The sequence below is a fragment of the Caulobacter sp. 05T431 genome, from assembly GCF_056665975.1.
Genome location: NZ_JBFTKU010000004.1, coordinates 105,863 through 130,591 on the forward strand (window position 1 = coordinate 105,863; position 24,729 = coordinate 130,591).

At 70.7% G+C, this 24,729-nt stretch carries 18 protein-coding genes; 10 read left to right on the forward strand and 8 right to left on the reverse strand.

The window, feature by feature from the left end; all coding sequences use genetic code 11:
• Positions 1-151: 151 nt before the first annotated feature.
• Genes AC1U89_RS05520 through AC1U89_RS05545 form a run of 6 tightly spaced genes read left to right on the forward strand, consistent with a single transcriptional unit; the run spans position 152 to position 9,749 of the window.
• A complete protein-coding gene (locus tag AC1U89_RS05520; RefSeq protein ID WP_479898731.1) occupies positions 152-2,371 on the forward strand; it encodes a TonB-dependent receptor in 2,220 nt (739 codons plus the stop codon).
• A gap of 55 nt (positions 2,372-2,426) precedes the next feature.
• Positions 2,427-3,392: an alpha/beta fold hydrolase gene (locus tag AC1U89_RS05525; RefSeq protein ID WP_479898732.1), complete on the forward strand. Its 966-nt coding sequence runs from the start codon at positions 2,427-2,429 to the stop codon at positions 3,390-3,392.
• 31 nt (positions 3,393-3,423) lie between these two features.
• Positions 3,424-4,797, forward strand: a complete 1,374-nt coding sequence (locus tag AC1U89_RS05530; RefSeq protein ID WP_479898733.1) for a tetratricopeptide repeat protein — start codon at positions 3,424-3,426, stop codon at positions 4,795-4,797.
• Positions 4,794-7,343 (forward strand): ABC transporter substrate-binding protein, encoded by a 2,550-nt coding sequence (locus AC1U89_RS05535; protein WP_479898734.1) that lies wholly within the window; start codon positions 4,794-4,796, stop codon positions 7,341-7,343. Before AC1U89_RS05530 ends, AC1U89_RS05535 begins: the two co-directional genes overlap by 4 nt.
• On the forward strand, positions 7,340-8,164 hold the full coding sequence (locus AC1U89_RS05540; protein WP_479898735.1) for an ABC transporter permease: 825 nt from the start codon (positions 7,340-7,342) through the stop codon (positions 8,162-8,164). Before AC1U89_RS05535 ends, AC1U89_RS05540 begins: the two co-directional genes overlap by 4 nt.
• A 1-nt stretch (position 8,165) precedes the next feature.
• Positions 8,166-9,749, forward strand: coding sequence for a dipeptide ABC transporter ATP-binding protein (locus AC1U89_RS05545; protein ID WP_479898736.1), 1,584 nt, complete (start codon positions 8,166-8,168; stop codon positions 9,747-9,749).
• Here AC1U89_RS05545 and AC1U89_RS05550 read toward each other — a convergent pair.
• From AC1U89_RS05550 to AC1U89_RS05575, 6 genes are all read right to left on the reverse strand, one after another.
• Complete coding sequence (locus AC1U89_RS05550) at positions 9,746-10,732, reverse strand: P1 family peptidase (RefSeq protein WP_479898737.1); 987 nt, start codon at positions 10,730-10,732, stop codon at positions 9,746-9,748. The genes AC1U89_RS05545 and AC1U89_RS05550 overlap by 4 nt on opposite strands.
• Positions 10,733-10,850: 118 nt before the next feature.
• A complete protein-coding gene (locus AC1U89_RS05555) occupies positions 10,851-14,435 on the reverse strand; it encodes a PAS domain S-box protein (protein WP_479898738.1) in 3,585 nt (1,194 codons plus the stop codon).
• A 94-nt stretch (positions 14,436-14,529) separates the two neighbouring features.
• Positions 14,530-15,960: a glycosyltransferase family 2 protein gene (locus tag AC1U89_RS05560; protein ID WP_479898739.1), complete on the reverse strand. Its 1,431-nt coding sequence runs from the start codon at positions 15,958-15,960 to the stop codon at positions 14,530-14,532.
• On the reverse strand, positions 15,957-17,003 hold the full coding sequence (locus AC1U89_RS05565; protein ID WP_479898740.1) for a HEAT repeat domain-containing protein: 1,047 nt from the start codon (positions 17,001-17,003) through the stop codon (positions 15,957-15,959). Before AC1U89_RS05565 ends, AC1U89_RS05560 begins: the two co-directional genes overlap by 4 nt.
• The gene (locus AC1U89_RS05570) at positions 17,003-18,082 is read right to left on the reverse strand and encodes a YaiO family outer membrane beta-barrel protein (RefSeq protein WP_479898741.1); all 1,080 of its coding nucleotides are present in this window, start codon (positions 18,080-18,082) and stop codon (positions 17,003-17,005) included. The genes AC1U89_RS05565 and AC1U89_RS05570 overlap by 1 nt, the downstream gene beginning before the upstream one ends.
• Positions 18,082-18,462: a response regulator gene (locus tag AC1U89_RS05575; RefSeq protein WP_337684346.1), complete on the reverse strand. Its 381-nt coding sequence runs from the start codon at positions 18,460-18,462 to the stop codon at positions 18,082-18,084. The genes AC1U89_RS05570 and AC1U89_RS05575 overlap by 1 nt, the downstream gene beginning before the upstream one ends.
• 385 nt (positions 18,463-18,847) lie before the next feature.
• Between AC1U89_RS05575 and AC1U89_RS05580 the strand changes: the two genes are divergently transcribed.
• The 4 genes from AC1U89_RS05580 to AC1U89_RS05595 are packed head-to-tail and all read left to right on the forward strand — an operon-like array spanning position 18,848 to position 22,297.
• The gene (locus tag AC1U89_RS05580) at positions 18,848-20,233 is read left to right on the forward strand and encodes an acyclic terpene utilization AtuA family protein (protein WP_479898742.1); all 1,386 of its coding nucleotides are present in this window, start codon (positions 18,848-18,850) and stop codon (positions 20,231-20,233) included.
• On the forward strand, positions 20,233-20,556 hold the full coding sequence (locus AC1U89_RS05585) for a DUF4387 domain-containing protein (protein WP_479898743.1): 324 nt from the start codon (positions 20,233-20,235) through the stop codon (positions 20,554-20,556). Before AC1U89_RS05580 ends, AC1U89_RS05585 begins: the two co-directional genes overlap by 1 nt.
• On the forward strand, positions 20,553-21,299 hold the full coding sequence (locus AC1U89_RS05590) for a class II aldolase/adducin family protein (protein WP_479898744.1): 747 nt from the start codon (positions 20,553-20,555) through the stop codon (positions 21,297-21,299). Before AC1U89_RS05585 ends, AC1U89_RS05590 begins: the two co-directional genes overlap by 4 nt.
• Entirely contained in the window at positions 21,296-22,297 is a 1,002-nt protein-coding gene (locus AC1U89_RS05595; protein WP_479898745.1) for a phosphoglycerate dehydrogenase, read from the forward strand. Before AC1U89_RS05590 ends, AC1U89_RS05595 begins: the two co-directional genes overlap by 4 nt.
• Positions 22,298-22,360: 63 nt before the next feature.
• Here AC1U89_RS05595 and AC1U89_RS05600 read toward each other — a convergent pair whose 3' ends face one another.
• Both AC1U89_RS05600 and AC1U89_RS05605 read right to left on the reverse strand, forming a co-directional pair.
• Positions 22,361-23,434, reverse strand: coding sequence for a tartrate dehydrogenase (locus AC1U89_RS05600; protein ID WP_479898746.1), 1,074 nt, complete (start codon positions 23,432-23,434; stop codon positions 22,361-22,363).
• Positions 23,431-24,705 (reverse strand): glycerate kinase type-2 family protein, encoded by a 1,275-nt coding sequence (locus AC1U89_RS05605; protein ID WP_479898747.1) that lies wholly within the window; start codon positions 24,703-24,705, stop codon positions 23,431-23,433. The genes AC1U89_RS05600 and AC1U89_RS05605 overlap by 4 nt, the downstream gene beginning before the upstream one ends.
• Positions 24,706-24,729 lie beyond the last annotated feature (24 nt).

Sequence of the window (24,729 nt, forward strand, 5' to 3'; positions counted from 1 at the left end):
TTTTCCGCTCAGCTGAACGCCGATTAGAGAAGCTTGGCTTATCGGGAGGAAATCTCGGTTTGAATCCCCAGTCATTAAGTAGGAATTCTCGGGCGAACGAAAAACCGGCGTTTTCGCGACAATGGCGCACGCCGCAAGCGGGGATAATTCAGTGATCAAGCGTCTTCTCATCGGGACCGCCGCCGGCGCCCTGACCGCCTCCCTGGCCAGCGCGGCCTTCGCCCAGGCGACCAATAACACCGAACTGGAGCAGGTGATCGTCACTGCCCAGCGCCGGGAACAGTCGGCCCAGGACGTGGGCGTGGCCCTGTCGGTGATCTCGGGCGAGCAGCTGGTCGCGCGCGGCGTCGCCACGGTCAATCAGCTGCAGTACGCCACGCCCAGCCTGGAGATCACGCCCCAGTTCGGCAGCGGCCAGCCCAGCTTCCGCCTGCGCGGCGTCGGCTTCGACGACTATGCGTCGAACAACTCCTCGACGGTCGGCGTCAGCGTCGACGAAGTGGCCTATCCGATCCAGGCCCAGACCCAGGGCCTGCTGTTCGACATCGCCCGGGTCGAAGTGCTGCGCGGCCCGCAGGGCACGCTCTACGGCCGCAACACCACCGGCGGCGCGATCAACTTCATCACCAACCGGCCGACCACCAGCCAGGCCGCCGGGATCACCGCCGAATACGACAGCCACGACCACTTCAAGGCCGAGGGCTATGTCTCGGGACCGATCGGCGACGCCCTGCAGGGCCGCCTGGCGTTCGTCACCGACCAGGGCGGCGCCTGGCAGAAAAACCGCACCACCGGCGAGAAGCTGGGCGACAAGGACAGCACCAGCGTGCGCGGCCAACTGGCCTGGCAGCCCAGCGACAAGCTCGACTTCCTGCTCAGCGCCCACTACGGCCGCGACAAGTCCGAGCCCACGGGCCTCTACCTGTTCAATCCGCTGAGCTACAACCCGGCCCTGCCGACCATCCCGGCCGACACCGACCGCAAGGCCACCGGCTGGGGCGGCTCGTCCGCCTTCGCCGGCCTGACCGGCATCGCTACCAACGCCAAGCCGTTCCACGACACCGACAGCAGCGGCGTCAGCCTGCGCGCCCACGGCGGCAACGATGTGGTCGACGTGGTCTCGATCACCTCGTACGAGCGCCTGCACCGCAAGGAATACAACGACTGGGACGCCTCGGCCTACGCCTATGCCGGGACCTATTTCGACACCGACGCCAAGGTCTTCTCGCAAGAGGTCCGCGCCTCGTCGAAGACCGAGGGTCCGCTGCAATGGCTGGTCGGCGCCTATTATTCGCGCGAGACCCTGGACGAGGCCTTCTATTCGGACTTCTACCAGTCGCTGCTGTTCGACACCCGCACCAGCTATGACCAGAAGGTCCGCTCGGGCTCGCTGTTCGGCCAGGTCGAATACGCGCTCAGCGACAAGCTGAAGCTGATCGCCGGTCTGCGCGGCGAGGACGAGAAGCGTAACCAGGACGACTTCGTCACCGCCGGCGTCTTCGCCCCCGGCGCGCCCCCGACCAACTTCAGCCCCACGGCCGACAAGTCGCTGCACAACAAGACCCTGACCGGCAAGCTGGGCCTGGAATACCGGCCGGTCGACGGCGTCCTGCTGTACGCCAGCGCCAGCAAGGGCACCAAGTCGGGCGGCTTCACCTCGTACAACGTGGGCGACGCCTCGGCGGTCGACGGCTTCAGGCCCGAGACCCTGTGGGCCTACGAGACCGGCTTCAAGTCCAGCTTCGCCGACAACACCGTCCAGCTGAACGGCTCGGTGTTCTACTACGACTACAAGGACCAGCAGGTTCAGTCGGCGATCTACGACATCAACAACGGCCCGATCGGCGCCATCGTCAACGCCCAGAAGTCGCACATCTACGGCGGCGAGCTGGAGCTGACCTGGCGGCCGGCTCCCGGCCTGCGGATCGGCCAATCGCTGGGCTACAAGACCGGCAAGTTCGACAAGTACACCAACGACCTGGACATCGCCGCCAGCACCGCGGCCGGCCACGCCGTCTATGTCGATCGCACCGGGGCCAAGGTGGGCTTCCCGCCGCTCAGCTACGGCGGCGACGTGTCGTACGGCTGGTCGCTGGGCGATTACCAGCTGGAGGCCGAGGGCAACTACGCCTTCCACGACGAGACCAAGCCGCTGCTGCTGGGCTCGCGCTACAACGTCGACTCCTACTGGCTGGCCAACGCCAGCATCACCCTGACGCCGTCGACCGGCCCCTGGGCGGTCAGCCTGTTCGGCCGCAACGTCTTCAACGAGAAGTACGACCTGACCCGCAACTTCTTCCTGCCCTACATCGACATCGCCGCCCCCGGCGAGCCGGCGACCTGGGGCGTGCGCGCCAGCCTGAAGTACTAGCATCCAAGGCCTCCTCGCCCTCGCGGCGGGGAGGCCGACCGTTCTGGAGAGTTCGATGATCAAGATCGTGTTGTCGGTGCTGGGCGGCCTGGTCGCGCTGGTGGTGGTCGCCGGCTTTGTCGGCTGGCTGCTGTTGCGGGGGCCCGACATCCCCTACGAGAAGCTGGAAGCCAAATACGCCACGGCGGCTTCGCACTACGCCGACCTGCCGGGCGGCGTCCGCATGCACTACAAGGACGAGGGCAAGACCGACGGACCGGTGCTGGTGCTGGTCCATGGCTTCGGCGACTCGCACTTCTCGTGGGAAGGCTGGGTCGCGCGCCTCTCCGACCGCTACCGGATCATCACCGTCGACCTGCCGGGCCACGGCCTGACCCGCGCCCCGGCCGGCTATGTCGCCAGCGGCGACGGCTATGCCGACCTGATCGACGCCCTGGCCGCCAAGCTGGCCCTGCCGAAGTTCGCCATCGCCGGCAACTCGATGGGCGGCGGCGTGGCCTGGCAGACGGCCGTGCGCTATCCGAACCGCGTCGACGCCCTGATCCTGGCCGACGCCGCCGGCTGGCCCGCGACCACGCTGAAGAAGCCGCCCCTCGCCTTCAAGCTGCTGAAATATTCGTGGGGCCGCGCCTTCCTGCGCTCGATCGACAACAAGCCGCTGATCCGCTCGGGCCTGCGCGGCGAGGTCGGCGATCCGGCCGTGATCACCGACGCCTTCATCGACCGCTGGGCCGAACTGCAGCGCGCGCCGGGCCATCGCGCGATCCTGATGTCGATTCAGCCCGGCAAACACGGCCAGGCGACCAAGGCGGCCCTCTCGACCATCAAGGTCCCGACCCTGGTGTTGTGGGGCGAGATCGACCCGCTGATCGAGGTGGCCGGGGCCCACAAGTTCGCCGAGGCGATCCCGGGCGCCAAGCTGATCGTCTATCCCAAGGTGGGCCACCTGCCCCAGGTCGAGATCCCGCAACGCACGGCCGACGACGTCGCCGCCTTCCTGGCGGACGCCGGCATCCGCTAGCGTCCAGCCCCGGGACCTCTAGAGTAACCCCATGCGTACCGACTATCTCGGCAATCCGGTCAGCGCGACCTCCGACACGGCCCTGGCGGCCATCGACGATTTCGTCGATGGCTTCCTGAGCTACGAGACGCGGGCGGCGGACATCCTCGCCGCGGCCGAGGCCGAGCCGTCGAGCGCCCTGCTCAACGCCTACGCCGCCGCCCTCTGGCTGCTTCTCGAAGCGCCCGAGGCGGCGGACCGCGCGGCGCCCTACCTGGCCCGGGCCCGCGCGAAGGCCAGCGGCGCCCATCCGCGCGAGCGCCGGGTCGTGGATTTCGTCGCGGCCTGGTCCGCCGACGACATCCCCGGCGCGCTGGCGATCGCCGACGCGATCCTTGAGGCCTGGCCCCGCGATCTGCTGATCCTGAAGCTGCGCCACTACCACGACTTCAATCGCGGCGATTTCCCCGCCATGCTCCGGTCGGCCAGCCGGGCCTTGCCGGCCGCCGACGACGTCCCTGCGCTCCACGCCATGCTGGCCTTCGCCTACGAGCAGTGCCACCTGCTGGACGAGGCCGAGGCCGCCGCCCGCCGGGCCCTGGCGCTGAAGCGCAAGGAGCCCTGGGCCCAGCACGCCCTGGCCCACGTGATGCTGACCCAGGGCCGCATCGACGAGGGCGCGGCGTTCCTGGAGGGCGTCCGCGACACCTGGACGGGGCTGAACTCGTTCATGGACACGCACCTGTGGTGGCATCTGGCGCTGTTCTATCTGAGCCAGGGGCGGTTCGACGCGGCGCTGACCGCCTATGACGACCACTGCTGGGCGCAGGCCAAGGACTATTCCCAGGATCAGGTCGGGGCGGTCTCGCTGCTGGCGCGGCTGGAAGTGGCCGGACTGGACGTCGGCGAGCGTTGGACCGACCTGGCCGATTACCTGGTCGTCCGCGCCGACGACGTGGTCCAGCCGTTCCTGACCCTGCAGTACCTCTACGGCCTGGCCCGGGCCGGACGCCCGGAGGCCGACGCCCTGCTGGCGGCCGTCCGCCGCGCGGCGCTGGACGCCCCCGACCATGTCCGGGAGACCTGGCGCGAGGTGGCCCTGCCGGCCGCCGAGGGGCTGATCGCCCACGCGCGCGGCGACGACGCGGCGGCCCTGCGCGGCCTGCGCGCCGCCCTGCCCCGCCTGGCCGACATCGGCGGCAGCCACGCCCAGCGCGATCTCTTCGAACAGCTGATCCTCTCGGCCCTGCTCCGCGCCGACCGGCTGTCGGAGGCCCAGCAGGCCCTGGAGTTGCGGCGGGGCTTCGACCCCGAGGGCGTCCCGCTGAACCGCGCCCTGGCCGCCGTCTATGACCGCCTGGGCCTGCCCGGCGAGGCCGCCAAGGCCCGCGCCCGCGTCGAACGTCGCCTGGCGGCCATCGCGTGAACTTGCGCGCCCTCCTCGGCGGCCTGGCGGTCGCCCTCGCCGTGGCCCTGGCCCCGGCGGCCCAGGCCGCGCCCAAGGACAGCCTGACGATCGCCCTGCAACTGGAGCCGCCGAACCTCGACCCGACCTCGGGCGCGGCCGCGCCGACCGACGAGGTGGTCTACGGCAATGTCTTCGAGGGCTTGGTCCGGCTGGACGCCCAGGGCGCGGTCAAGCCGCTGCTGGCCACGTGGTGGGAGATGTCGCCCGACGGCCTGACCTACACCTTCCACCTGCGCGACGGCGTCCGCTTCCAGGACGGGTCTGCCTTCGACGCCGGGACCGTCAAGTTCAGCCTGGAACGCGCCATCGCCCCGGCCTCGACCAACGTCCAGAAGCAGGCGCTGAGCGTGATCCGCCGGGTCGAGGTGGTCGATCCGCGCACGGTGCGCCTGCACCTGGCCCAGCGCGACAGCGACCTCCTCTATGTGCTGGCCTGGGGCGACAGCGTGATGGTCTCGCCCCGCTCGGCCGCCGGCCTGGCGACCGCGCCCGTCGGCACCGGCCCGTTCCGCTTCACCGGCTGGCGGCGCGGCGACGCGGTGACCCTGGCCCGCAACGACGGCTATTGGGGCCAGCCGGCCCGCCTGCGTCAGGTGACGTTCCGGTTCATCGCCGACCCCGCCGCGGCGTTCGCGGCGATCAAGACCCACGAGGTCGACGCCTTCACCGACTATCCCGCGCCGGAGAGCCTGGCCCAGCTTCGCGCCGATCCGTCCCTGAAGGTGATCACCGCCTCCAGCGAAGGCGAGGTGATCCTGGCGATCAACAACCGTACGGGTCCGCTCGCGGACGTCCGGGTGCGCCGCGCCATCCAGCACGCCCTGGACCGGCGGACGATCGTCGACGGGGCGATGTACGGCTACGGCGTGCCGATCGGCAGCCACTTCCCGCCGCAGAACGCGGCCTATGTCGACCTGACGGGCCTCTATCCGCACGATGTCGCCAAGGCCAAAGCGCTGTTGGCGGAAGCCGGCTATCCGAACGGCCTGTCGCTGACCCTGAAACTGCCGCCGCCCAACTACGCCCGCCGCAGCGGCGAGATCGCCGCCGCCCAGCTGGCCCAGGCCGGGATACGGGTGAAGATCGAGAACCTGGAATGGGCCCAATGGCTGGACCAGGTCTATGGCCGCCACGCCTTCGATCTGAGCATCGTCGCCCACACCGAGCCGATGGACTACGGCATCTACGACAAGGCCGACTACTATTTCGGCTATCGCAGCGACGCTTTCCACGGCCTGATGGAGGCGCTGAAGGGCGCGACCGACGAGGGCCAGCGGACGGTGATCCTCGGCCAGATCCAGCGCCGGATCGCCGACGACGCGGTCAACGGCTTCCTGTTCCAGTTCCCCCGCCTGGGCGTCTTCGACGCGCGGCTGAAGGACTTCTGGGTCAATTCGCCGACCCAGGCGATCGACCTGCGCACGGCCTCGTTCGGCGGCCAGGGCGTCGCGGAGGGGCCCGTCGCCAAGGCCGGGCCGGCCGGCGCGATCCTCGGCGGGCTCCTGACCCTGGCCGTCCTGATAGGGTTCCTGGCGATCGCCGCCCGCTTCGGCGCGGCCTGGCTGGCTGGCCGCGCGGCGGTGATGGTCCTGACCCTGCTGGCCGCCAGCCTCGTGATCTTCAGCTTCATCCAGGTCGTCCCCGGCGACCCGGCCGCCTACATGCTGGGCCTGAACGCCAGTCCCGAAGCCGTGGCCAACCTGCGCCAGCAGATGGGCCTGGAAGGCCCGGCGGCGCAGCGCTACCTGTCCTGGGTGCTGGGCCTGCTGCATGGCGATCTCGGCGTCAGCTACACCTACCAGACCCCGGTCGCGGCGCTGGTCGCCGAGCGGATCGGCGTCTCCCTGCCCCTGGCCCTGCTGGCCATGGTCCTGTCCGTCGTTATCGGCGCGCCGATCGGCGCCCTGGCCGCCGCGCGACGGGGCAAGGCGACCGACATGGTCGTGATGGGCCTGACCCAGGTGGGCGTCGCCATCCCGAACTTCTGGTTCGCCGTGCTGCTGGTCATGGTCTTCTCGATCGGCCTGCGTTGGGTCTCGGCCGGCGGCTTCCCGGGATGGGAGGCCGGCCTGGTCCCGGCGCTGAAGGCCCTGGCTTTGCCCTCCCTGGCCCTGGCGGCGCCGCAGGCGGCGATCGTCGCCCGCGTCACCCGCTCGGCCCTGATCGACACCCTGGCCGAGGACTGGATGCGGACCGCCCGCGCCAAGGGCCTGACCGCGAGCCAGGCCCTGTGGCGCCACGGCCTGCCCAACGCTCTGATCCCGCTCCTGACCATCCTGGGCCTGCAGTTCCCCTTCCTGCTGGCCGGCGGGGTGATCATCGAGAACGTCTTCTTCCTGCCCGGGCTGGGACGCTTCGTTCTGCAGGCCATCACCCAGCGCGACCTGATCGTGGTGCAGGGCGTGGTCATGCTGCTGGTCTTCGCCGTGGTGGCGACCAACTTCCTGGTCGACCTGGCCTATGTGCTGGTCGATCCGCGCCTGCGCGGGAGCCGTGGTCGATGAGCCGGTCCCGCCTCTCCCCCGCTCTCGTCGCCGGCGGCGCGATCAGCGCCCTCTTCATCGCCGCCGCCCTGCTGTCGCTGGTCTGGACGCCCTACGACGTCGCGGCCTTCGACATCGCCCACCGCCTGCAAGGCCCGACCGCCGCCCACTGGCTGGGCCGGGACCATTTCGGCCGCGACGTCGCCTCGATGATCCTGCTGGGCGCCGGCAACGCCCTGGCCGTCTCGCTGGTGGCGGTCCTGCTGGGCGCCGGCCTCGGCGTCCCTCTGGGCCTGCTGGCGGCCGCGCGGCGCGGTCTGGTCGACGAGCTGGTCATGCGCGCCTCGGACGTCGTCTTCGCCTTCCCGGCCCTGATCCTGGCCATACTGCTCACCGCCGTCCTGGGTCCGGGCGCGATCAACGCCGTGATCGCCATCGGGATCTTCAACGTGCCGGTCTTCGCCCGCCTGACCCGCGGCGCGGCCTTGTCCCTGTGGACCCGCGACTACGTCCTGGCGGCCCGCACGGCCGGCAAGGGCGTCGCCCGCATCTCGCTCGAGCACATCCTGCCCGGCCTCGCCAGCACGCTGATCGTCCAGGCGACCTTGCAGTTCTCGCTGGGCGTCATCGCCGAGGCGGGCCTGTCCTATGTCGGCCTCGGCGCCCAGCCGCCCGCCGCCAGCTGGGGCAAGATGCTGGCCGACGCCCAGGCCCTGGTCGCGATCGCGCCCCTGCAGGCGATCTTCCCCGGCCTGGCCATCGTGGTCACCGTGCTGGGCCTGAACCTGCTGGGCGACGGCTTGCGCGACCGCTTCGATCCGCGCTTGGACGAGGCGCGCTGAGATGCTGGAGATCCGGGACCTCACGCTCACCCTCGCCGACCAGCCGATCCTCAAGGGCCTGAGCCTGACCCTGGACGCCGGCCAGGTCCTGGGCGTGGTCGGCGAGTCCGGCTCGGGCAAGTCGATGACCGCGCTCTCGATCCTGGGCCTGCCGCCGCGCGGCGCCCGGATCGAAGGGACGATCCGCTTCGAAGGCCGCAACCTGGTCGGCTTGGCCGACGCCGAGCTGGCCCGGCTGCGCGGCGACCGCATCGGCATGGTGTTCCAGGAACCCATGACGGCGCTGAACCCGGTCATGACCATCGGCGCCCAGGTCGCCGAGGTCGTGCGCGTGCACCGCAAGGCCTCGCGCGCCGAGGCCAGGGCCGCCGCCCGCAAGGCGCTGGACCGCGTAGGCCTGGCCGACATCCCCCTGGCGCGCTATCCGCACGAACTGTCGGGCGGCCAGCGCCAGCGCGTGGCGATCGCCATCGCCGTCGTCCTGTCCCCGCGCCTGCTGATCGCCGACGAACCGACCACGGCGCTGGACGTCACCACCCAGGCCCAGATCCTGGACCTGCTGCGCCGCCTGGTCCGCGAGGACGGCGTGGCGCTGATCCTGATCAGCCACGACCTGGCCCTGGTCGCCGAGGCCGCCGACCACGTGGCGGTGATGAAGGAAGGCGAGATCGTCGAGCAGGGCGAGACCGGGGCGCTTTTCCAGGCCCTGGCCCATCCCTACACCCGCGCCCTGGCCGCCGACGCGGCCCGCGCGCCGGTCCGCGCCCGCGCGCCCGATCCGAACGCCGCCCCCGTGCTGGAAGCGCGCGAAGTCGTCCGCGACTATCCCGGCCGGCGCGGGTTCCTGAAGGCCGCCCCGCCGGTCCGCGTGCTGTCGGGCGTCTCCCTGGCCATCCGCCCGGGCGAGATCGTCGGCCTGGTCGGCGAGTCCGGAAGCGGCAAGTCGACCCTGCTGCGGGCGCTGCTGGCGCTGGACCCGGTCCAGGGCGGCGAGGTCCGGCTGGCGGGCGCGCCGTTCACGCCGAACGCGCCGCGCCGGCGCCGCCGGGCGATCCAGCTGGTCTTCCAGGATCCGAACGGCAGCCTCGACCCGCGCTGGACGGTCGAGCGGCTGGTCGCCGAGCCGCTGCACCTGCTGGAGGCGAGGATCGCGCCCGCAGAGCGTCGCCGACGGGTCGAGTCCGCGCTGGCCAAGGTCGGCCTGCCCCCGGAGGCCGCCGACCGCTATCCGCACCAGTTCAGCGGCGGCCAGCGCCAACGCATCGCCATCGCCCGCGCCCTGATCGCCGAACCAGACGTCATCGCCCTGGACGAGGCGGTCTCGGCCCTGGATGTCACCGTCCGCGCCGAGGTGCTGGACCTGCTGGCTCGCCTCTCCGACGAGTTGGGCGTCGCCTATCTGTTCGTGACCCACGACATGGGCGTGGTTCGCGGCCTGACCGACCGGGTCCTGGTCATGAAGGCCGGCGAGATCGTCGAAGGCGGCCCGACCGCCGAGGTCTTCGCCGCGCCGAAACATCCCTATACGGCGCAACTGATCGCCGCGACGCCGGACCTCGACCGGGCCCTCGCCGCCCGGCGCTAGGTCCTGGCGGCGTAGACCCCGCGCGCGATGGCGCGGGCCAGGCAGTCGCCGGCCGCGGAGCCCAGGCGCGCGATCCGGTGCTGCCGGCCTTCGTCGCCCAGGTGGACCGCGCCCGAGGCGGCGGCGAACACGACGTCGCCGTCGAACGGGGTGTGGGCTGGACGGATGGCGCGCGACAGCCCGTCCTGGGCCATCATCGCCAGCCGCTTACACTCGCCCGCGTCGAGGGCGGCGTTGACGGCCACCAGGGCCAGGGTGGTGTTGGCGCCCAGCGCCGCGCCCTTGCCCGCCAGCCGTGAGTCCGCCGGCATCGGCTCCACGGCCCCGGCCGGGCCGCTGGGCGTGCGCCCGCCGTACTCGCCGTCGATCTCGAACGGCCAGGCCCAGAAGGTCTCGCCGTCGGGCATGAACACCGAGCCGACGGGATTGACGGCCGCCAGGGCCCCGACCACCAGCCCGTCGCCCAGGTCGAGCGACGCCGAACCGAGACCGCCCTTCGCCAGGCCCGCGCGGGCGCCGCGACCCGCGCCCATCGATCCCAGCGCGAAGTCCTGCCCCGCCGCGGCGAAGGCTTCCAGGCCCAGGCGCCGGTAAGGCGGATCCAGGCCCCATCCCTTGTCGCCGCCGTTACCCAGGTCGTAGAGCACCGCGCCGGCGACGATCGGCGCGCGCGGCGCGTCGGGATGCACGGCGAAGCCCTCGCCTGCGTTCGACAGCGCCGCCGTCACGCCGTCGGCCGCGCCCAGGCCGAACACCGAGCCGCCGCTGAACACCGCCGCGTGGAGCCGGGCATAGCCGTTCTCGCTGGACAGGGCCTCGGTCTCGCGCGTTCCGGGCCCGCCGCCGCGCACGTCCACACCCGCTGTCCAGCCGCCGGGAAAGCGGATGACCGTGACGCCGCTGCGCGCGGCCTCGTCCGTCGCGTTGCCGACCAGGAGCCCCGGCACGTCGGTGAGCAGGTTGAGCGGACCAGGTCGAAGCAAGGCGGAGTCCTTCAAGACGTCGCGGATCACCCCGCGCGAAGCTTGTCTTATAACCCATACAGCCGTCGGGGGACGGTCGAGGTCCTGAATCCGTTACGAGGATTTCTGGCCTGGGCGCTCAGCCCTGGACTTCGGTCTCGACGAGCTCGCGTTCGAGTCGGACAGCCCAGGTCGAGAGATCGTCGCGCGCCTCGGCCGCGGTCTGCTTGAGGTCGGCCAGGGCCGCCTCGAAGTCGTCGCCGTCGACGCCGCACGCCTCCAGTCGACCGGCCGCGTTCCCCAGGCGATGCAGGCCCAGCAGGCCGGCCGAGCCGGCGGTCTTGTGGGCTTCGGCGATCAGCGCCTCGCGGGAGGAGCACGCGAAGCGGCCCTCCAACTGGCCCTGCAGCATGGTCACGAACTTCAAGGTCGCCTCGGGACCCATCGATTCCTCGAAGGCCAGCTGCGCCTCCCGGTCGGCGTCGACCGCCCCGGCTTCATCCGCGCCCGATCTGGCGACTGGTTCGGCCCGGCCGAGGGCCGGCGGCGCCGTCGAGAACGCCCCAACCAGCGCGCGTTCCAGGTCGGCCGGGGCCAGCGGCTTGAGCAGGTGTCCGTTCATCCCGGCCGCCAGGCAGGCCTCGATCTGTTGCGGCGTGCCGCTGGCCGACAGCGCCAGGATCGGCAGGCGGTCGAAGCCGGCGGCCCGGATGGCGGCGGTGGCGGCCAGACCGTCCATCGTGGGCATGTGGACGTCCATCAGGACCAGGTCATAGGGCTGGGCCAGCACCGCCGCCACGGCCTCCGCGCCGTCGCTGGCCAGGTCCACCCCGCAGCCGTGCTGCTCGACCATGATCTGGCAAAGCTCGCGATTGAGGGCGACGTCGTCGCAGACCAGCACGCGCTTGCCGGGGAACATGGCGCGCCCGCCCGCCGCCTTCTCGTGGCCGATGGGCAGGATGCCGCGCTGCAGGACCACCTCGAACCAGAAGGTCGAGCCTTCGCCCGGCGTGCTCTCGACCCCGATGTCGCCGCCCATCAGCTCGATCAGCTCGCGCGATATGGCCAGGCCCAGCCCCGTGCCCCCGAACGTGCGGGTGATGGCCCCGTCCGCCTGGGAGAAGCGCTTGAACAGCACCCCGATCTTGTCGGCCGGAATGCCCACGCCCTGGTCGATGACCCGCACCTTCAACCCGACCGTCGCCTCGCCGAACTCCACCACCTCCAGGTCCACCGTGACCGCGCCGTCCTCGGTGAACTTCACGGCGTTGGACAGCAGGTTCAGCAGCACCTGGCGCAGCCGGTACTTGTCGCCGATCACCACGTCGCCGTGGTCGCCGGTCATCCCGAGCCGCACCCGCCTTTCCGCCGCCTGGGGCTCGACCATCGACAGCGCCTCGGAGACCATGTCGCCGATCGAGAAGGGCCTGGCCTCCAGTTCGACGGCCCGGGCCTCCAGCTTGGAGAAATCCAGCACGTCGTTGATCAGGCTGTTGAGCGCCTCGCCGGCGCCCCGCACCAGCAGCACCCGGCGACGGTCCTCCGCCGACAGGTCGGGGCTCTGGGCCAGGAGGCGCGAGAAGCCGATCACCCCGTTGAGGGGCGTGCGCARCTCGTGGCTCATATTGGCCAGGAATTCGGCCTTGGCGTTGTTGGCCGCCTCGGCCGCGTCGCGGGCGTCGGCCAGCTGGGTCGCCATGGCGGCCAGCACCTGGGCCTGCTGCTCCAGCGCTTCCTGGGCCTGGACCCGCGCGGTCAGGTCCTGCGCCTGGGCGATGAAGTGCAGCGGCTGGCCGTCGCGTTCGCGCACCAGGGACACCGACAGATTGACCCAGACCGGCGTGCCGTCGCCACGGATGTAGCGCTTGTCCATCGTGTAGCTGACGATCTCCCCCGCCAGCAGCCGATCCCGGTGGCGGAGGTCCAGGTCGAGGTCGTCCGGATGGGTGATGTCCTGGAACCTCAGCTCCAGCACCTCCGCCTCGGGATAGTCGACGATCCCGCAGAACGCGTCGTTGACCTTGCTGAAGCGGCCGTCGAGCGTGACCAGGGCCATGCCGATCGAGGCGTGGTGGAAGGCGTTCTCGAACAGCTCCATCTGCGCCTTGCGCTCGGTGATGTCCTGCATCATCGCGGTGAACTGCCAGCCGTCGGGACCGTCGATGGCGTTGATCGACAGCTCCACGGGGAAGATCTCGCCCGACTTCCGGCGGGCCGGCATCTCGATGCGCCGGTCCAGGACGACGCCCTTGTGGGTCTTGAGGAAGCGATGCATGCCCGTTTCATGCGCGGCGCGATGGTCGGGCGGGATGATCAGGTCGGTCAGGGTCGCGCCCAGCGCCTCGGCGGCGGTCCAGCCGAAGATGGTCTCGGCCAGCCGGTTCCAATCGGTGACCCGGTCATGCTCGTCGATGGTGACGATGGCCTGACGGGCGTCGGCGATGACGCGGCGAGCCCGCGCCTCGCTGGCCTGCAGATGGGCTTCCAGCGACTTCTGTTCGGAGATGTCGCGGATCACGGCCACCATTTCAGCGGGTTGGCCGGCCTCGTCACGGATCAGCCGGAAGCGCGTCTCGACCCATACCGGATGGCCGTCGCGATGCGCGGCGCGGTGCTGGACGGCGATCTCCTCGCGACCGGCGGCCATCTGGGCGAAGGCGTCCAGGATGATCGGCCGGTCCGGTTCGTAGACGAAGCTGTCGGCGGACCGTCCCGCCATTTCGAGGGGCGTGTAGTCCAGCAGGGCCTTGATGGCCGGCGAGATGTAGCTGCTGCTGCCGTCCAACCCGATGCGGGTGACCACGTCGGCCATGTTGTCGGCCAGCAGCTTGTAGCGGCTCTGGCTCCGCCGGACGCTCTCCAGCGCTTCGCGGCGATCGGTGACGTCCTGGATCACCCCGAACAGCGCCACCACCTGGCCCGCATCGTCCAGCTCGGTGGTGGCCCGGACCAGCACCTGGCGAACGGCCCCGTCGGGGCGCACGATCCGCAGCTCATGTTCGAAACCGCCTCGGGTCGCCAGGACCACGGCGACGGTGCTGGTGACCGTGGCGCGGTCGTCGGGATGGTAGAACTGCAGTCGGTCGCCAGCGTTCGGGTCGAACGTCTCGGGCTCGACCCCATGGATGCGGTAGACCTCGTCCGACCACTCCACCCTGCCGGTGCGGATGTCGTAGCGCCACTGGCCGACGCCCGAGATCGCCTCGGTGAGCGTCAGCATCCGCTTCTGCTCGGCCAGGGACCGCACATCGCGGATGTGCTCCAGACGCTCGACCACCATCCCGGCCAGCGCCTGGAGTTCCTCCAACGCCTCGGGCGCGGGGCGGTCGCGCGCAACCGTGTCGATGACGCACAGGGTGCCCAGGTTGTAGCCGTCGCGATCGGTCAGCAGGGCGCCGGCGTAGAAGCGGATATGCGCCTCGCCCGTCACGAACGGGTTGTCGACGAAGCGCGGATCCTCGAGCGCGTTCTCGACCACCATGACGCCCCGGGGCGGAAGCTCCAGAGCGTGGGTGCAGAAGGCCTCCTCGCGCGTCGTTTCGCAGATGTCGAGCCCGACCTTCGCCTTGAACCACTGACGCTTGTCGTCGATCAGCGTCACCAGGGCGATCGGCGCGGCGAACAGGCGGGCGGCCAGGGCGGTGATCTGGTCGAAGGCCGGCTCGGGCGCCGTATCGAGGATACGGAGGGCGTGCAGCGCGGCGAGGCGTTCGAGTTCCGGCATCAGGCCAGTCCTGCTTCGATCCGGGCCGGACCGACGGGCGCGAACATCCAACGCCTCGCGGGCGCGATCGGATGCTGAATCTGGCCCGGCGCGGTCATGAGGTCTTGAACCCCCTCCGCGTCATGGTCCCCCAGCCCTGGGCGCCCGTGATGAACTGCCAAGCGCCTCGGACGCGCCAGAAGTTGTTGATCTGCCGGTAGCCGAAGTTCTCCAGGACGGCCGCGCCCATCAGGATCAGCAGGCTCTTGGCGTTGGGGAACCTGCGGAGTTCGGCCTCCTCCAGCGCCAGGGCGCCGACGCTGATCACGATGCCGAACCCGAAGGTGACCGCGAGCATGGCCCAGAGGTAGTCGGCGGACAGCAGGCCCAGCAGCCAGAAGGCCGGGATCAGGACGTAGCCGAAGATCTCGATGATCGGTCCCAGCACGTCGACCAGCAGGATGTGCCCGAAACCGACCAGGCCGATCCGGCCGTAGCCCGGGTTCAGGATCATGTCGCGATGCCGGAAGAAGGTCTCCAGCGCGCCGCGGTGCCAGCGCGCCCGCTGGCGGGCCAGCACCGACCAGCTTTCCGGCGCCTCGGTCCAGCAGACGGGCTCGGGGGTGAAGCCGATCCGATAGGGCTTGCCCAGCCGGCGGAAGTGCTTGTGCAGCTTGACCACCAGCTCCATGTCCTCGCCGACGGTGCCGTGGCTGTAGCCGCCGACGTCCAGCACCGCCTGCCGGCGGAAGAGGCCGAACGCCCCGGAGATGATCGTCAGGGCCGAGATGCGGCTCCAGGCCAGGCGCGCCATCAGGAACGCGCGCAGGTATTCCACCGTCTGCAGCAGCGCCAGGACGTTGCGCGGCGCCCCCACCTCGACCACGCGCCCGAACGCGATCTTGCAGCCGTTGGCGATGCGGATGGTGCCGCCGACCGCGATCGTGCGTTCGGGATCGTCGACGAACGGGCGGACCGCCCGCAGCAGGGCGTCCGGCTCGAGCAGGGAGTCGGCGTCCATCGAGCAGACGATCGGGGCGCGCGACAGGTTCAGGGCGGCGTTGAGCGCATCGGCCTTGCCGCCGTTCTCCTTGTCGATGACCAGCAGCCGGGGCTGCTTGGCGCCGGCGTAGAGGCCGCGGATCGTCGCGCAGGGGGCGGCCAGGGGGTAGTGGCGGTGGGTCGGGGTCAGTTCGAAGGCCTCGACCAGGACCTTCAGGGTCTCATCCTTGGAGCCGTCGTTGACGACGATCACCTCGAAGTTCGGATACTGCAGGGCCAGCAGCGACCGGATGCTCTCGACGATGGTCAGGGCCTCGTTGTAGGCGGGCGCCATCAGGGTGATCGGCGGGGCGGCGTCGGCGAAGCGCCGCCAGAGCACGGCCGGAGCGCCGATCGACGGGTCCTGGGCCAGCGCCCGGGCGGCCAGCAGCAGCTGCCACAGATAGAGCGCGTTCTGCAGCAGGCCCGTGACGATGACGGCCACCGCGATGGACTCGGCGACGCCGACCAGCCAGTGGGCCGCCTCGTGCGCCAGGCCGTTCATGTCGCGTCCCCCTCGGCCAGGGCCAGCTCGGCCGCGCGGTGGGCCAGCGGACGCTCGCTTCCCGCCGCCAGGCGCAGGACCGCCTTCCCCTCCACCCCCAGGGCGAACAGCGCCTCGCCGGCCCGGAACCGGACCCACCATTCGGCGTCGCCCAACAGGCGGTCCAGCCCGGCCGCCAGGCGCGAGAAGCCCGCCGCCCCGGCCGCCTCGGCCGCCGCCGAGCGGACGGTCCAGCTCTCGTCCTCCATGGCCCGGCCGATCGCCCCCTCGCCCGCCGGATGCTGCAGCCGACCCAGGGCCCGCACCGCCGCGGTGCGGGCCTCGAAATGGGCGTGGCCCGCGAAGGCGATCAGCAGCGGCACGACCTGGTAGTCGCCGGAGAACCCCAGGGCGTCCAGCGTCAGCGCGCGCAGCTGGGGCGAAAGGTCGGCGCGCTCGAGGGCGGCCATGGCGGCCGGCGGATMGGCGGCGGCGACCTGGCGCAGCAGCTCGGCGTAGAGGCGGGACGGCTCCAGTTCGCCCCCGACCGCGTAGTCCAGCAGCCGGCCGATGCTGGGTGGATGGCCGTTGTCGGCCAGGGCCTTGACCGCGGCCATGCGGATTTCGGGACGAGGCGATCCTATGGCGCATCGCATTGCCCGCCGCGCGACGTCCCCGCCGAGGGCGGACAGGGCTTCGAGCACCGTCAGGCGCCCGGCGCGCGACCCTCGCTCCAGCCGCGCGACCAGCACGTCGACCAGGCCGATCTGGCGCAGCTGGCTGAGGACGCGCTCCTGATCCGCGCCCCGGATCAGGCCCTGGAACTCGACCAGCACGTCCGCCATCAGCCGCGCCCGATGGGCGAAGGGGCGTAGCGTGTCGATCGCGTCGGGGACGTCGCGCAGCAGGGCCGACAAGCCCTCGACCACGGCCCGGCGATCGGCGGCCAGGCGCCCTGCTCTACGTTCGGTGATCAGGCGCAGGACGATCAGGCCGCTCATCCAGCCGAGGGCCAGCGCCATGAGGACCAGGGCCGTGATCCAGATGATCGCCAGCGGGGACATCAGAACCGCGTCGTCAGGGCGATCGCCATCTCGTCGCGATCGTAGGCGTCGCGCATCTCGTGGGTGAAGCCCAGCTGGATGCTCAGCGCCTGACTGAAGTCCACCGCCGCGCCGGCCGAGGCGGCCCGGACCGTCACCGTGCGTCCGGACGAGCTCTCGGGCGCATCGGCCCAGCCGAGGTAGAGCCGCAGGTCGCCGCGCGGGCTCCAATCGCCCCGCACCGCATAGCCGCTGCGGAAATCGTCCAGCTCGTCCACCGTGAGGAAGGCGCGCGCCGTCAGGCTCACCCGCTCCCTCCAGGCCAGGACGGCGTAGGGCTGCAGGCCGCGCACGTCGCCGACCTGGTAGCGGGCCCAGCTGGCGTCCGCTCCCAGCCGGGTCGTCCATGCGCCCTTGGCGTCGATCCGCGCCGAACCGCCGCCGCGCACGCTGAACTCGGGCCGGTAGTCGGCGTCGGGCGTCCCGCCCACGGCGATCCAGGCGTCCCGATCCGGACCGAAGGCCCGCGCGCCCAGGGCTTCGAGGAAGACGTCCTCGCGTCCGAAACGCTCCGTCCGGTCCACCGACAGCACCCCGGTGTCGCGGCCGCGTCGCACGCTCACGCTGGCGATCGTCGACGACCAGTGGCCCAGGCCGTTCGAAAGCTCGCTGCGGGCGTGGGCCAGGTCCAGCCGCCAGGCCAACGGCGCGCCGGCAGCCGCCGGAGCGCCGTCGATCCGGCGCGACAGGGCCTGGACCTCGGGATCGCCGGCCAAGGTCGACGACAGGGGCGCCAACCGCTTGCGAGCCATGGCCGGATCGCCCGCGAACAGGGCCGAACGCGCATAGGCCAGGCGGGCGTCGCGATAGTCCGGCGCCAGGCGCAAGGTCGCCTCCAGCGCCCGGTCCGCGGCGTCGTACCGATGGGCGGCGATATAGGCCAGGCCGAGGTTCAGCTGCACGTCGGCGTCGGCCGGCCGCTGGCGGGCCAGCGCCTCGAGCGCCGCGATCGCCTCCTCGGTGCGCCCCGCCGTGCGGGCTTCCACCGCCGCGGCGTAGGTCGGGTCCACCGCCTGGGCCGCGACCAGCATCCACACCATCAAGCGACCTCGCTCGGCGACAGCCGCGCCAGGCGCGCGACCAGTTCGTCGGGGTTGAACGGCTTGGCCAGATAGTCCGCCGCCCCCAGCTGCAGGGCGCTGACCACGTCGTCCTGGCGCTTGAGCGCCGTGAGCATGAACACCGTCAGGTCGCGGGTCTGGTCGTCGTCCTTGAGGCGGCGCAGCACCTCGAAGCCATCGAGCACCGGCATCATGGCGTCCAGTACCAGGACCGCCGGCCGGAGCGCCCGGGCCTGCTCCAGCGCCGCCCCGCCATCCTCGGCCAGGATCACCCGATAGCCGGCCCTGGTGAGCTTGTGTTCCAGAATACTGCGAAGCAGTGGGTCGTCGTCGGCGACTAGAATAAGTCCGTTCGGCATCGGACGTCTCCTCGCGAAACAAACTTCACTATATCAGAATCGCTTTCATCACACCGATAACACACCGCGCGAGCAAACATGATAAACGCGAACTACTTGATGACGAGATAGCGCCACGACATTCGACAAACACTCAAGCTTTCCGCCTCGACGTCACAACCAAATCTAACACGGATAGGCCGTCAAACCGTCCATTGGTCCGCGCCAGCGCTCCAAGCAAACACCGGTTCTCCGGACTCGGCCTCCCCTTGAGCGCGCCCTCACGGCGTGTCGGTAGCGCTCGCGCGGGGAATGACATTTTGCATCCAAAATATTGACCGATTGCATTCATGCATTGTAGTCCGGTGTCACGCCCGCTTTCGGGCTCTGGTGACGGTGGACTGGCATGCGCGACGGCCCGATCAAGATACTGGTTCCGACAGGCTCCCTCGGGGCCGGCGCCCTGGAGGCCGAGGTCGCCTACGGCGTCGCCCAGGGCGCGCGCGCCATCGCCACGGACGCCGGCTCGACCGACAGCGGCGCGGCCTATCTCGCGCTCGGCGTCTCGAAGAACAACCGCGGCTCGGTGAAGCGCGACCTGACCATCCTGATGAAGGCGGGCGCGCGGGCGGGCATTCCGCTGATCATCGGCACCTGCGGCCAGGCGGGCGGCGACCGCAACGTCGACTGGACCCGCGACATCGTGCTGGAGGTCGCCGGCGAACTGGGCGTCAGCCCGAAGATCGCCCTGCTCTATTCCGAACAGGACAAGGCCGACCTGAAGGCCCGCAACGCCGCCGGCAAGATCCGCCCCCTGCCCCCGCTCGGCCCGCTCGACGACGCCACGATCGATTCCTGCGAGCACATCGTCGCCGCCATGGGACCCGAGCCTTACATGGCCGCGCTGCGGGGCGGCGCCGACATCATCCTGGGCGGCCGCACGACCGACACCGCCGTCATCGCCTGCTTCGCCCTGCTGCACGGCGCGCCGTCCGGCCCGTCCTGGCACGCGGCCAAGATCGCCGAGTGCGGGGCCCAGGCCACGGCCGTGCGCAACAAGGGCGCCGGGGTGCTGATCAGCATCGGCGCCGACGGCTTCGAGGTCGAACCGCTCAGCCTCGACAACTGGTGCGATCCCGAAAGCGTCTCGGCCCACATGCTGTACGAGAACAGCGACCCGTTCCGCCTGACCGAGCCGGGCGGCGTGCTGGACGTGACCCAGGCCGTCTACACCCAGGCCGACAAGCGGTCGGTGAAGGTCACCGGCTCGGTATGGGAGCCAAAGCCCTACACCCTGAAGCTGGAGGGCGCGGCGGCCAGCCGTTTCCAGACCGTCATGCTGATCGGCATCCAGGACCCCGACGTCCTGGCCGACATCGACACCTTCCATGACAACCTGCTGGAGGCGCTGAACCAGCGGGTGCACGCCACCATCGGCGCGGCGGCCGGGGACTTCCACATCTCGCTGCGCCTCTACGGCTGGAACGCGATCTCGGGCGACAAGCCGCCGAAGGGCACGCCGCCGCCGCGCGAGGTGGGGGTGCTGTTCGTGGCCACCGCCGACACCCAGGAGATGGCCTCGCAGATCGCCAAGGCCTGCAACCCGTACTTCTTCCACTATCCGCTGTTCATGGACCGTGAGCTGCCCAGCTACGGCTTCGCCTTCAGCCCAGCGGACATCGATCGTGGCGCGGTCTTCGAATTCAAGCTCAACCACGTGGTCGAAGTCGACGATCCGCTGGAGCTGGTCCGCACCGTCTGGATCGACCTTCGCAACGAGGAGGCCGCGTGATGACCACGGTCAAGGACGTCTGCCGCCATGTGCGGTCCAAGAACGCCGGCCCCTTCTGGGTCACGGTCGACCTGTTCTTCGACGGCGAGGCGAACTTCCAGCGCTACAACGACAGCGCCGCTCTCGGGCCTGACCTGTTCGCGCGCCTCTACGGCGCCGACCCGGCGCTGGTGAAGCGGTTCGCCGTACCTAGCCTGCACGTCGTGAAGATCTCCTACCCGCGCGCCGCGTCGCAGGGCGGCATGGTCGAGCGCGACATGCATGCGGGGCAGCAGTACGTACGCCTGCTGGACGTCGAACTCGACGCGGAGCCGGCCGCGTGAGCGCCCTGGCCATCGAGACCCCCGCCGACGTCGAAGCCCGCCTGCGGGTCGACCTGGCCGCCGCCTACCGGCTGGTCGCGCTGTTCGGCTGGGACGACCTGGTCTTCACCCACATCTCGGCGCGCATCCCGGGACCGGAGCACCACTTCCTGATCAATCCATATGGCTGGATGTTCGAGGAGATCACCGCCAGTTCGCTGGTGAAGGTGGGGCTGGACGGCCGGGCGATCGGGCCGAACACCGCGATGGTCAATCCGGCCGGCTTCACGATCCACTCGGCGGTGCACGAGGCGCGCGAAGACGCCGGCTGCGTCATCCACCTGCACACGGTGGCGGGCACGGCCGTGTCGTCGCAGGAAGAAGGCCTGCTGCCGCTGAACCAGACGGCCATGCTGCTGAACGGTCGCATCGCCTATCACGACTTCGAGGGCGTGGCGCTGGACCACGACGAGCGCCCGCGCCTGGTCGCCGACCTGGGCGGCAAGAACGTGATGATCCTGCGCAACCACGGCACGCTGACGGTCGGCCGCACGGTCGCCGAGGCCTTCACCCAGATGTACTTCCTGGAGCGGGCCTGCGCGATGCAGGTGGCGGCCCAAAGCGGAACGGTCCGTMTGCCCGCCGATCCGGTCCAGGCCGTCGTCGAGCAGCAGAGCCAGGGCCTGGGCTTCGTGGCCGATCTGCTGGTCTGGCCGGCCCTGCTGCGCAAGCTGGACCGCGTGAGCCCCGGCTACGCGGCATGACGAGCTCCCGACGGGTGGTCGTCACCCAGCGCTTCTTCGACGATGCGACAATCGTCTATCTGGAGGCCCAAGGCTGCGAAGTCGCTGTCGCCGACCTGCCGCCGGGCAAGGGCGACGGCGACTTCACCCAGGCCGAGCTGGAGGCCTTGCTCGCCGGCGCGGCGGGCTGGATCGTCGGCCACGCGCGCGTGACCCGCGACCTGATGGCCGCCCTGCCCGCCTTGAAGGTCGTCTCGCGCCGGGGCGTCGGCTATGAGCGCGTCGACCTCGAGGCCGCTCGTGACCTCGGCAAGGTCGTGGCCATCGCGGCCGGCGGCAACGACGCCTCGGTGGCCGACCACGCCATCGCCCTGATGCTCGCCGTTGGTCGTCGCTTCCGGGAGTCGCAGGCCAACATGCTGGCGGGGAACTGGTCGATCCTGATGGGCTCGGACCTCTATCGGAAGACCGTCGGCGTCGTCGGCGTCGGTCGCATCGGCCGCAGCGTCGTCCAGCGCCTGCGCGGTTTCGAGGCCAAGGTGCTGGTCGCCAGCAGCCGCCGCGACGAGGCCTGGGCCGACGCCAACGACGTCACCTACGTGGACATGCCGACGCTGCTGGCCAGATCGGACGTCGTCACCCTGCACGCCCCGCTGACGCCCGAGACGCGCCTACTGATCGACGCCGAGGCTTTGGCGGCCATGAAGCCCGGGGCGATCCTGATCAACACCGCGCGCGGCGGACTTGTCGACGACGCGGCGCTGCTGGAGGCGCTGAAGAGCGGCCGGCTGGGCGGTGCGGGCCTGGACACCTTCATGAGCGAGAGCGACCCGGCCTTGAAGCCGGTCACCGACGCGCTCCTGGCCCTGCCCAACGTGGTCGGTACGCCGCACGCGGCGGCTTCGTCCCGGGAAGGTCTGGACCGCACGAACATGGTCGCGGCGCGGTCCGTCGTCGCCGTCCTGGATGGAGACGATCCGCCGCCGGAATGCGTGGTGGCGGACGGGCGGACGCGCTAGCCCGCCCCAGACCGAGGATCCAAGCCGCACGCGCTGATCGTGCGGCTTTTTCCTTTCGGAAGATCAGATCGCCGCCGCGATCGCCTCGCCGCAGGCCACCGTGCCCAGCGGGCCGCCGAGGTCGCGGGTGCGCAGCTCCTGCCTGGCCAGCACCGCCTCTATAGCCGCCAGCACGGCTCCCGCCGCCTCGCGCTCGCCGAGGTGATCGAGCATCAGCGCGGCCGCCCAGACCTGCCCCACGGGATTGGCCACCCACTGCCCGGCGATGTCCGGCGCCGAGCCGTGCACCGGCTCGAACAACGAGGGGAACTTCCGTTCCGGGTTTATGTTGGCCGCCGGAGCGATGCCGATGGTGCCGGTGCAGGCGGGGCCCAGGTCCGACAGGATGTCGCCGAACAGGTTGGACGCCACCACCACGTCGAACCAGTCCGGGTGCTGCACGAAATGCGCGGTGAGGATGTCGATGTGGTACTTGTCCCAGCGCACGTCCGGATAGTTCGCCGCCATCGCTTCGACTCGCTCGTCCCAGTAGGGCATGGTGATCGAGATGCCGTTGGACTTGGTCGCCGAGGTCAGGTGTTTCTTCTCGCGCCGTTGGGCCAGGTCGAAGGCGTACTTCAGAACCCGATCGACGCCGACGCGGGTCATCACCGTCTCCTGCATGACCACCTCGCGCTCGGTGCCGGGGAAGATCTTCCCGCCGATCGAGGAGTATTCGCCCTCGGTGTTCTCGCGCACGACGTAGAAGTCGATATCGCCCGGTCCGCGTCCGGCCAGGGGGCTCGGCACGCCGGGCATCAGCTTGACGGGACGCAGGTTCACGTACTGGTCGAACTCGCGCCGGAACTGGATCAGCGAGCCCCACAGCGACACGTGGTCCGGCACCGTCTCGGGCCAGCCGACCGCGCCGAAGAAGATGGCGTCATGGCCGCCGATCTTCTGCTTCCAGTCCTCCGGCATCATCTGGCCGTGCTGGAGATAGTAGTCGCATGAGGCGAAGTCGAAATGGTCGTACTCGAACCGGCAGCCGAACTTCGCCGACACGGCGTCCAGCACGCGCAGCCCCTCGGGCACGACCTCCTTGCCGATCCCGTCGCCGGGGATGACTGCGATGCGGTAGGTGCGGTTGGCGCTCATCGGAACTCTCGGGAAACAGCGGACGCATCGATCAGGATCGCCCGGAAGTCGTTGACGTTTGTCAGGGTCGGGCCGGTGACGACAAGTCCCCCGACCGCCTGGAAGAAGCCATAGCCGTCATTGTCGTCCAGCCGGTCGCGCGCGCTGAGGCCCAGCCGCCGGGCCAGCTCCGGCGTCTCGGGCTCGAGCACGGCGCCGGCGTTGTCCTCGGAGCCGTCGATGCCGTCGGTGTCGGCCGCCAGGGCATGGATGCCGGGCAGGCCGTCCAGAGCCACCGCCAGGGCCAGCAGAAATTCGGCGTTGCGCCCGCCGCGGCCGCCGCCGCGCACGGTCACCGTGGTCTCGCCGCCCGACAGGACCGCCCAGCGGCCGCGCCGGCGCCGGGTCAGGGCCATCAGGCAATGGACCAGATCGGCGTGCTCGCCCGCGATCTCCCGCGCCTCGCCCTCGATCCGGTCGCCCAGGACCACCGGCGTGTAGCCGTGGTCGCGCGCGATGGCGGCGGCGGCCTCCAGCGACCTGGCGGGGGTGGCGATCATGCGGACGTCGGCGGGGACGTCCTCCGGTCCGGGCGTCTCGCTGCGCGGGTCCAGCAGCCAGGCGCGGACCGCGTCCGGCACGACGTCCAGCCGGCGCTCGAGGATCGCCAGGGCGTCGGCCGAGGTGGTCGTATCGCCCAGGGTCGGGCCTGAGGCGATCACCGCCGGGTCGTCGCCTGGCGCGTCGGAGATGACCAGGGTCACTACCTTGGCCGGCGTGGCCGCCAGCGCCAGTCGCCCGCCCTTGATGGCCGAGAGGTGCTTGCGCACGCAGTTGATCTCGCCGATCGGCGCGCCGGACTTCAGCAGCGCGCGGGTGACCGCCTGCTTGTCGGCCAGCGTGATCCCCTCGCCCGGCGCCGCGAGCAGCGCCGAGCCGCCCCCGGACAGCAGGCAGAGCACCAGGTCGTCCTCGGTGAGTCCCCTCACCCGCTCCAGGATCGCCTGGGCCGCCCGCGCCCCGGCCGCGTCCGACACCGGATGGGCGGCCTCCACGACCTCGATGCGCTCGCAGGGGACCGCATGCCCGTAACGGGTGACGACCAGCCCCGAGAGCGGCCCGGGCCAGTGCGTCTCGACGGCCCGCGCCATCGCCGCCGCGGCCTTGCCCGCCCCGACCACGATCGTCCGCCCGCGCGGCGGATCCGGCAGGAAAGGCGGCAGCCGCGACGCCGGCGAGGCGGCGTCGACGGCGGCGTCGAACATGGCGCGAAGAAGGACCCCGGGCTGCATCAGCACCCCGGGGCCAGGGAAGGA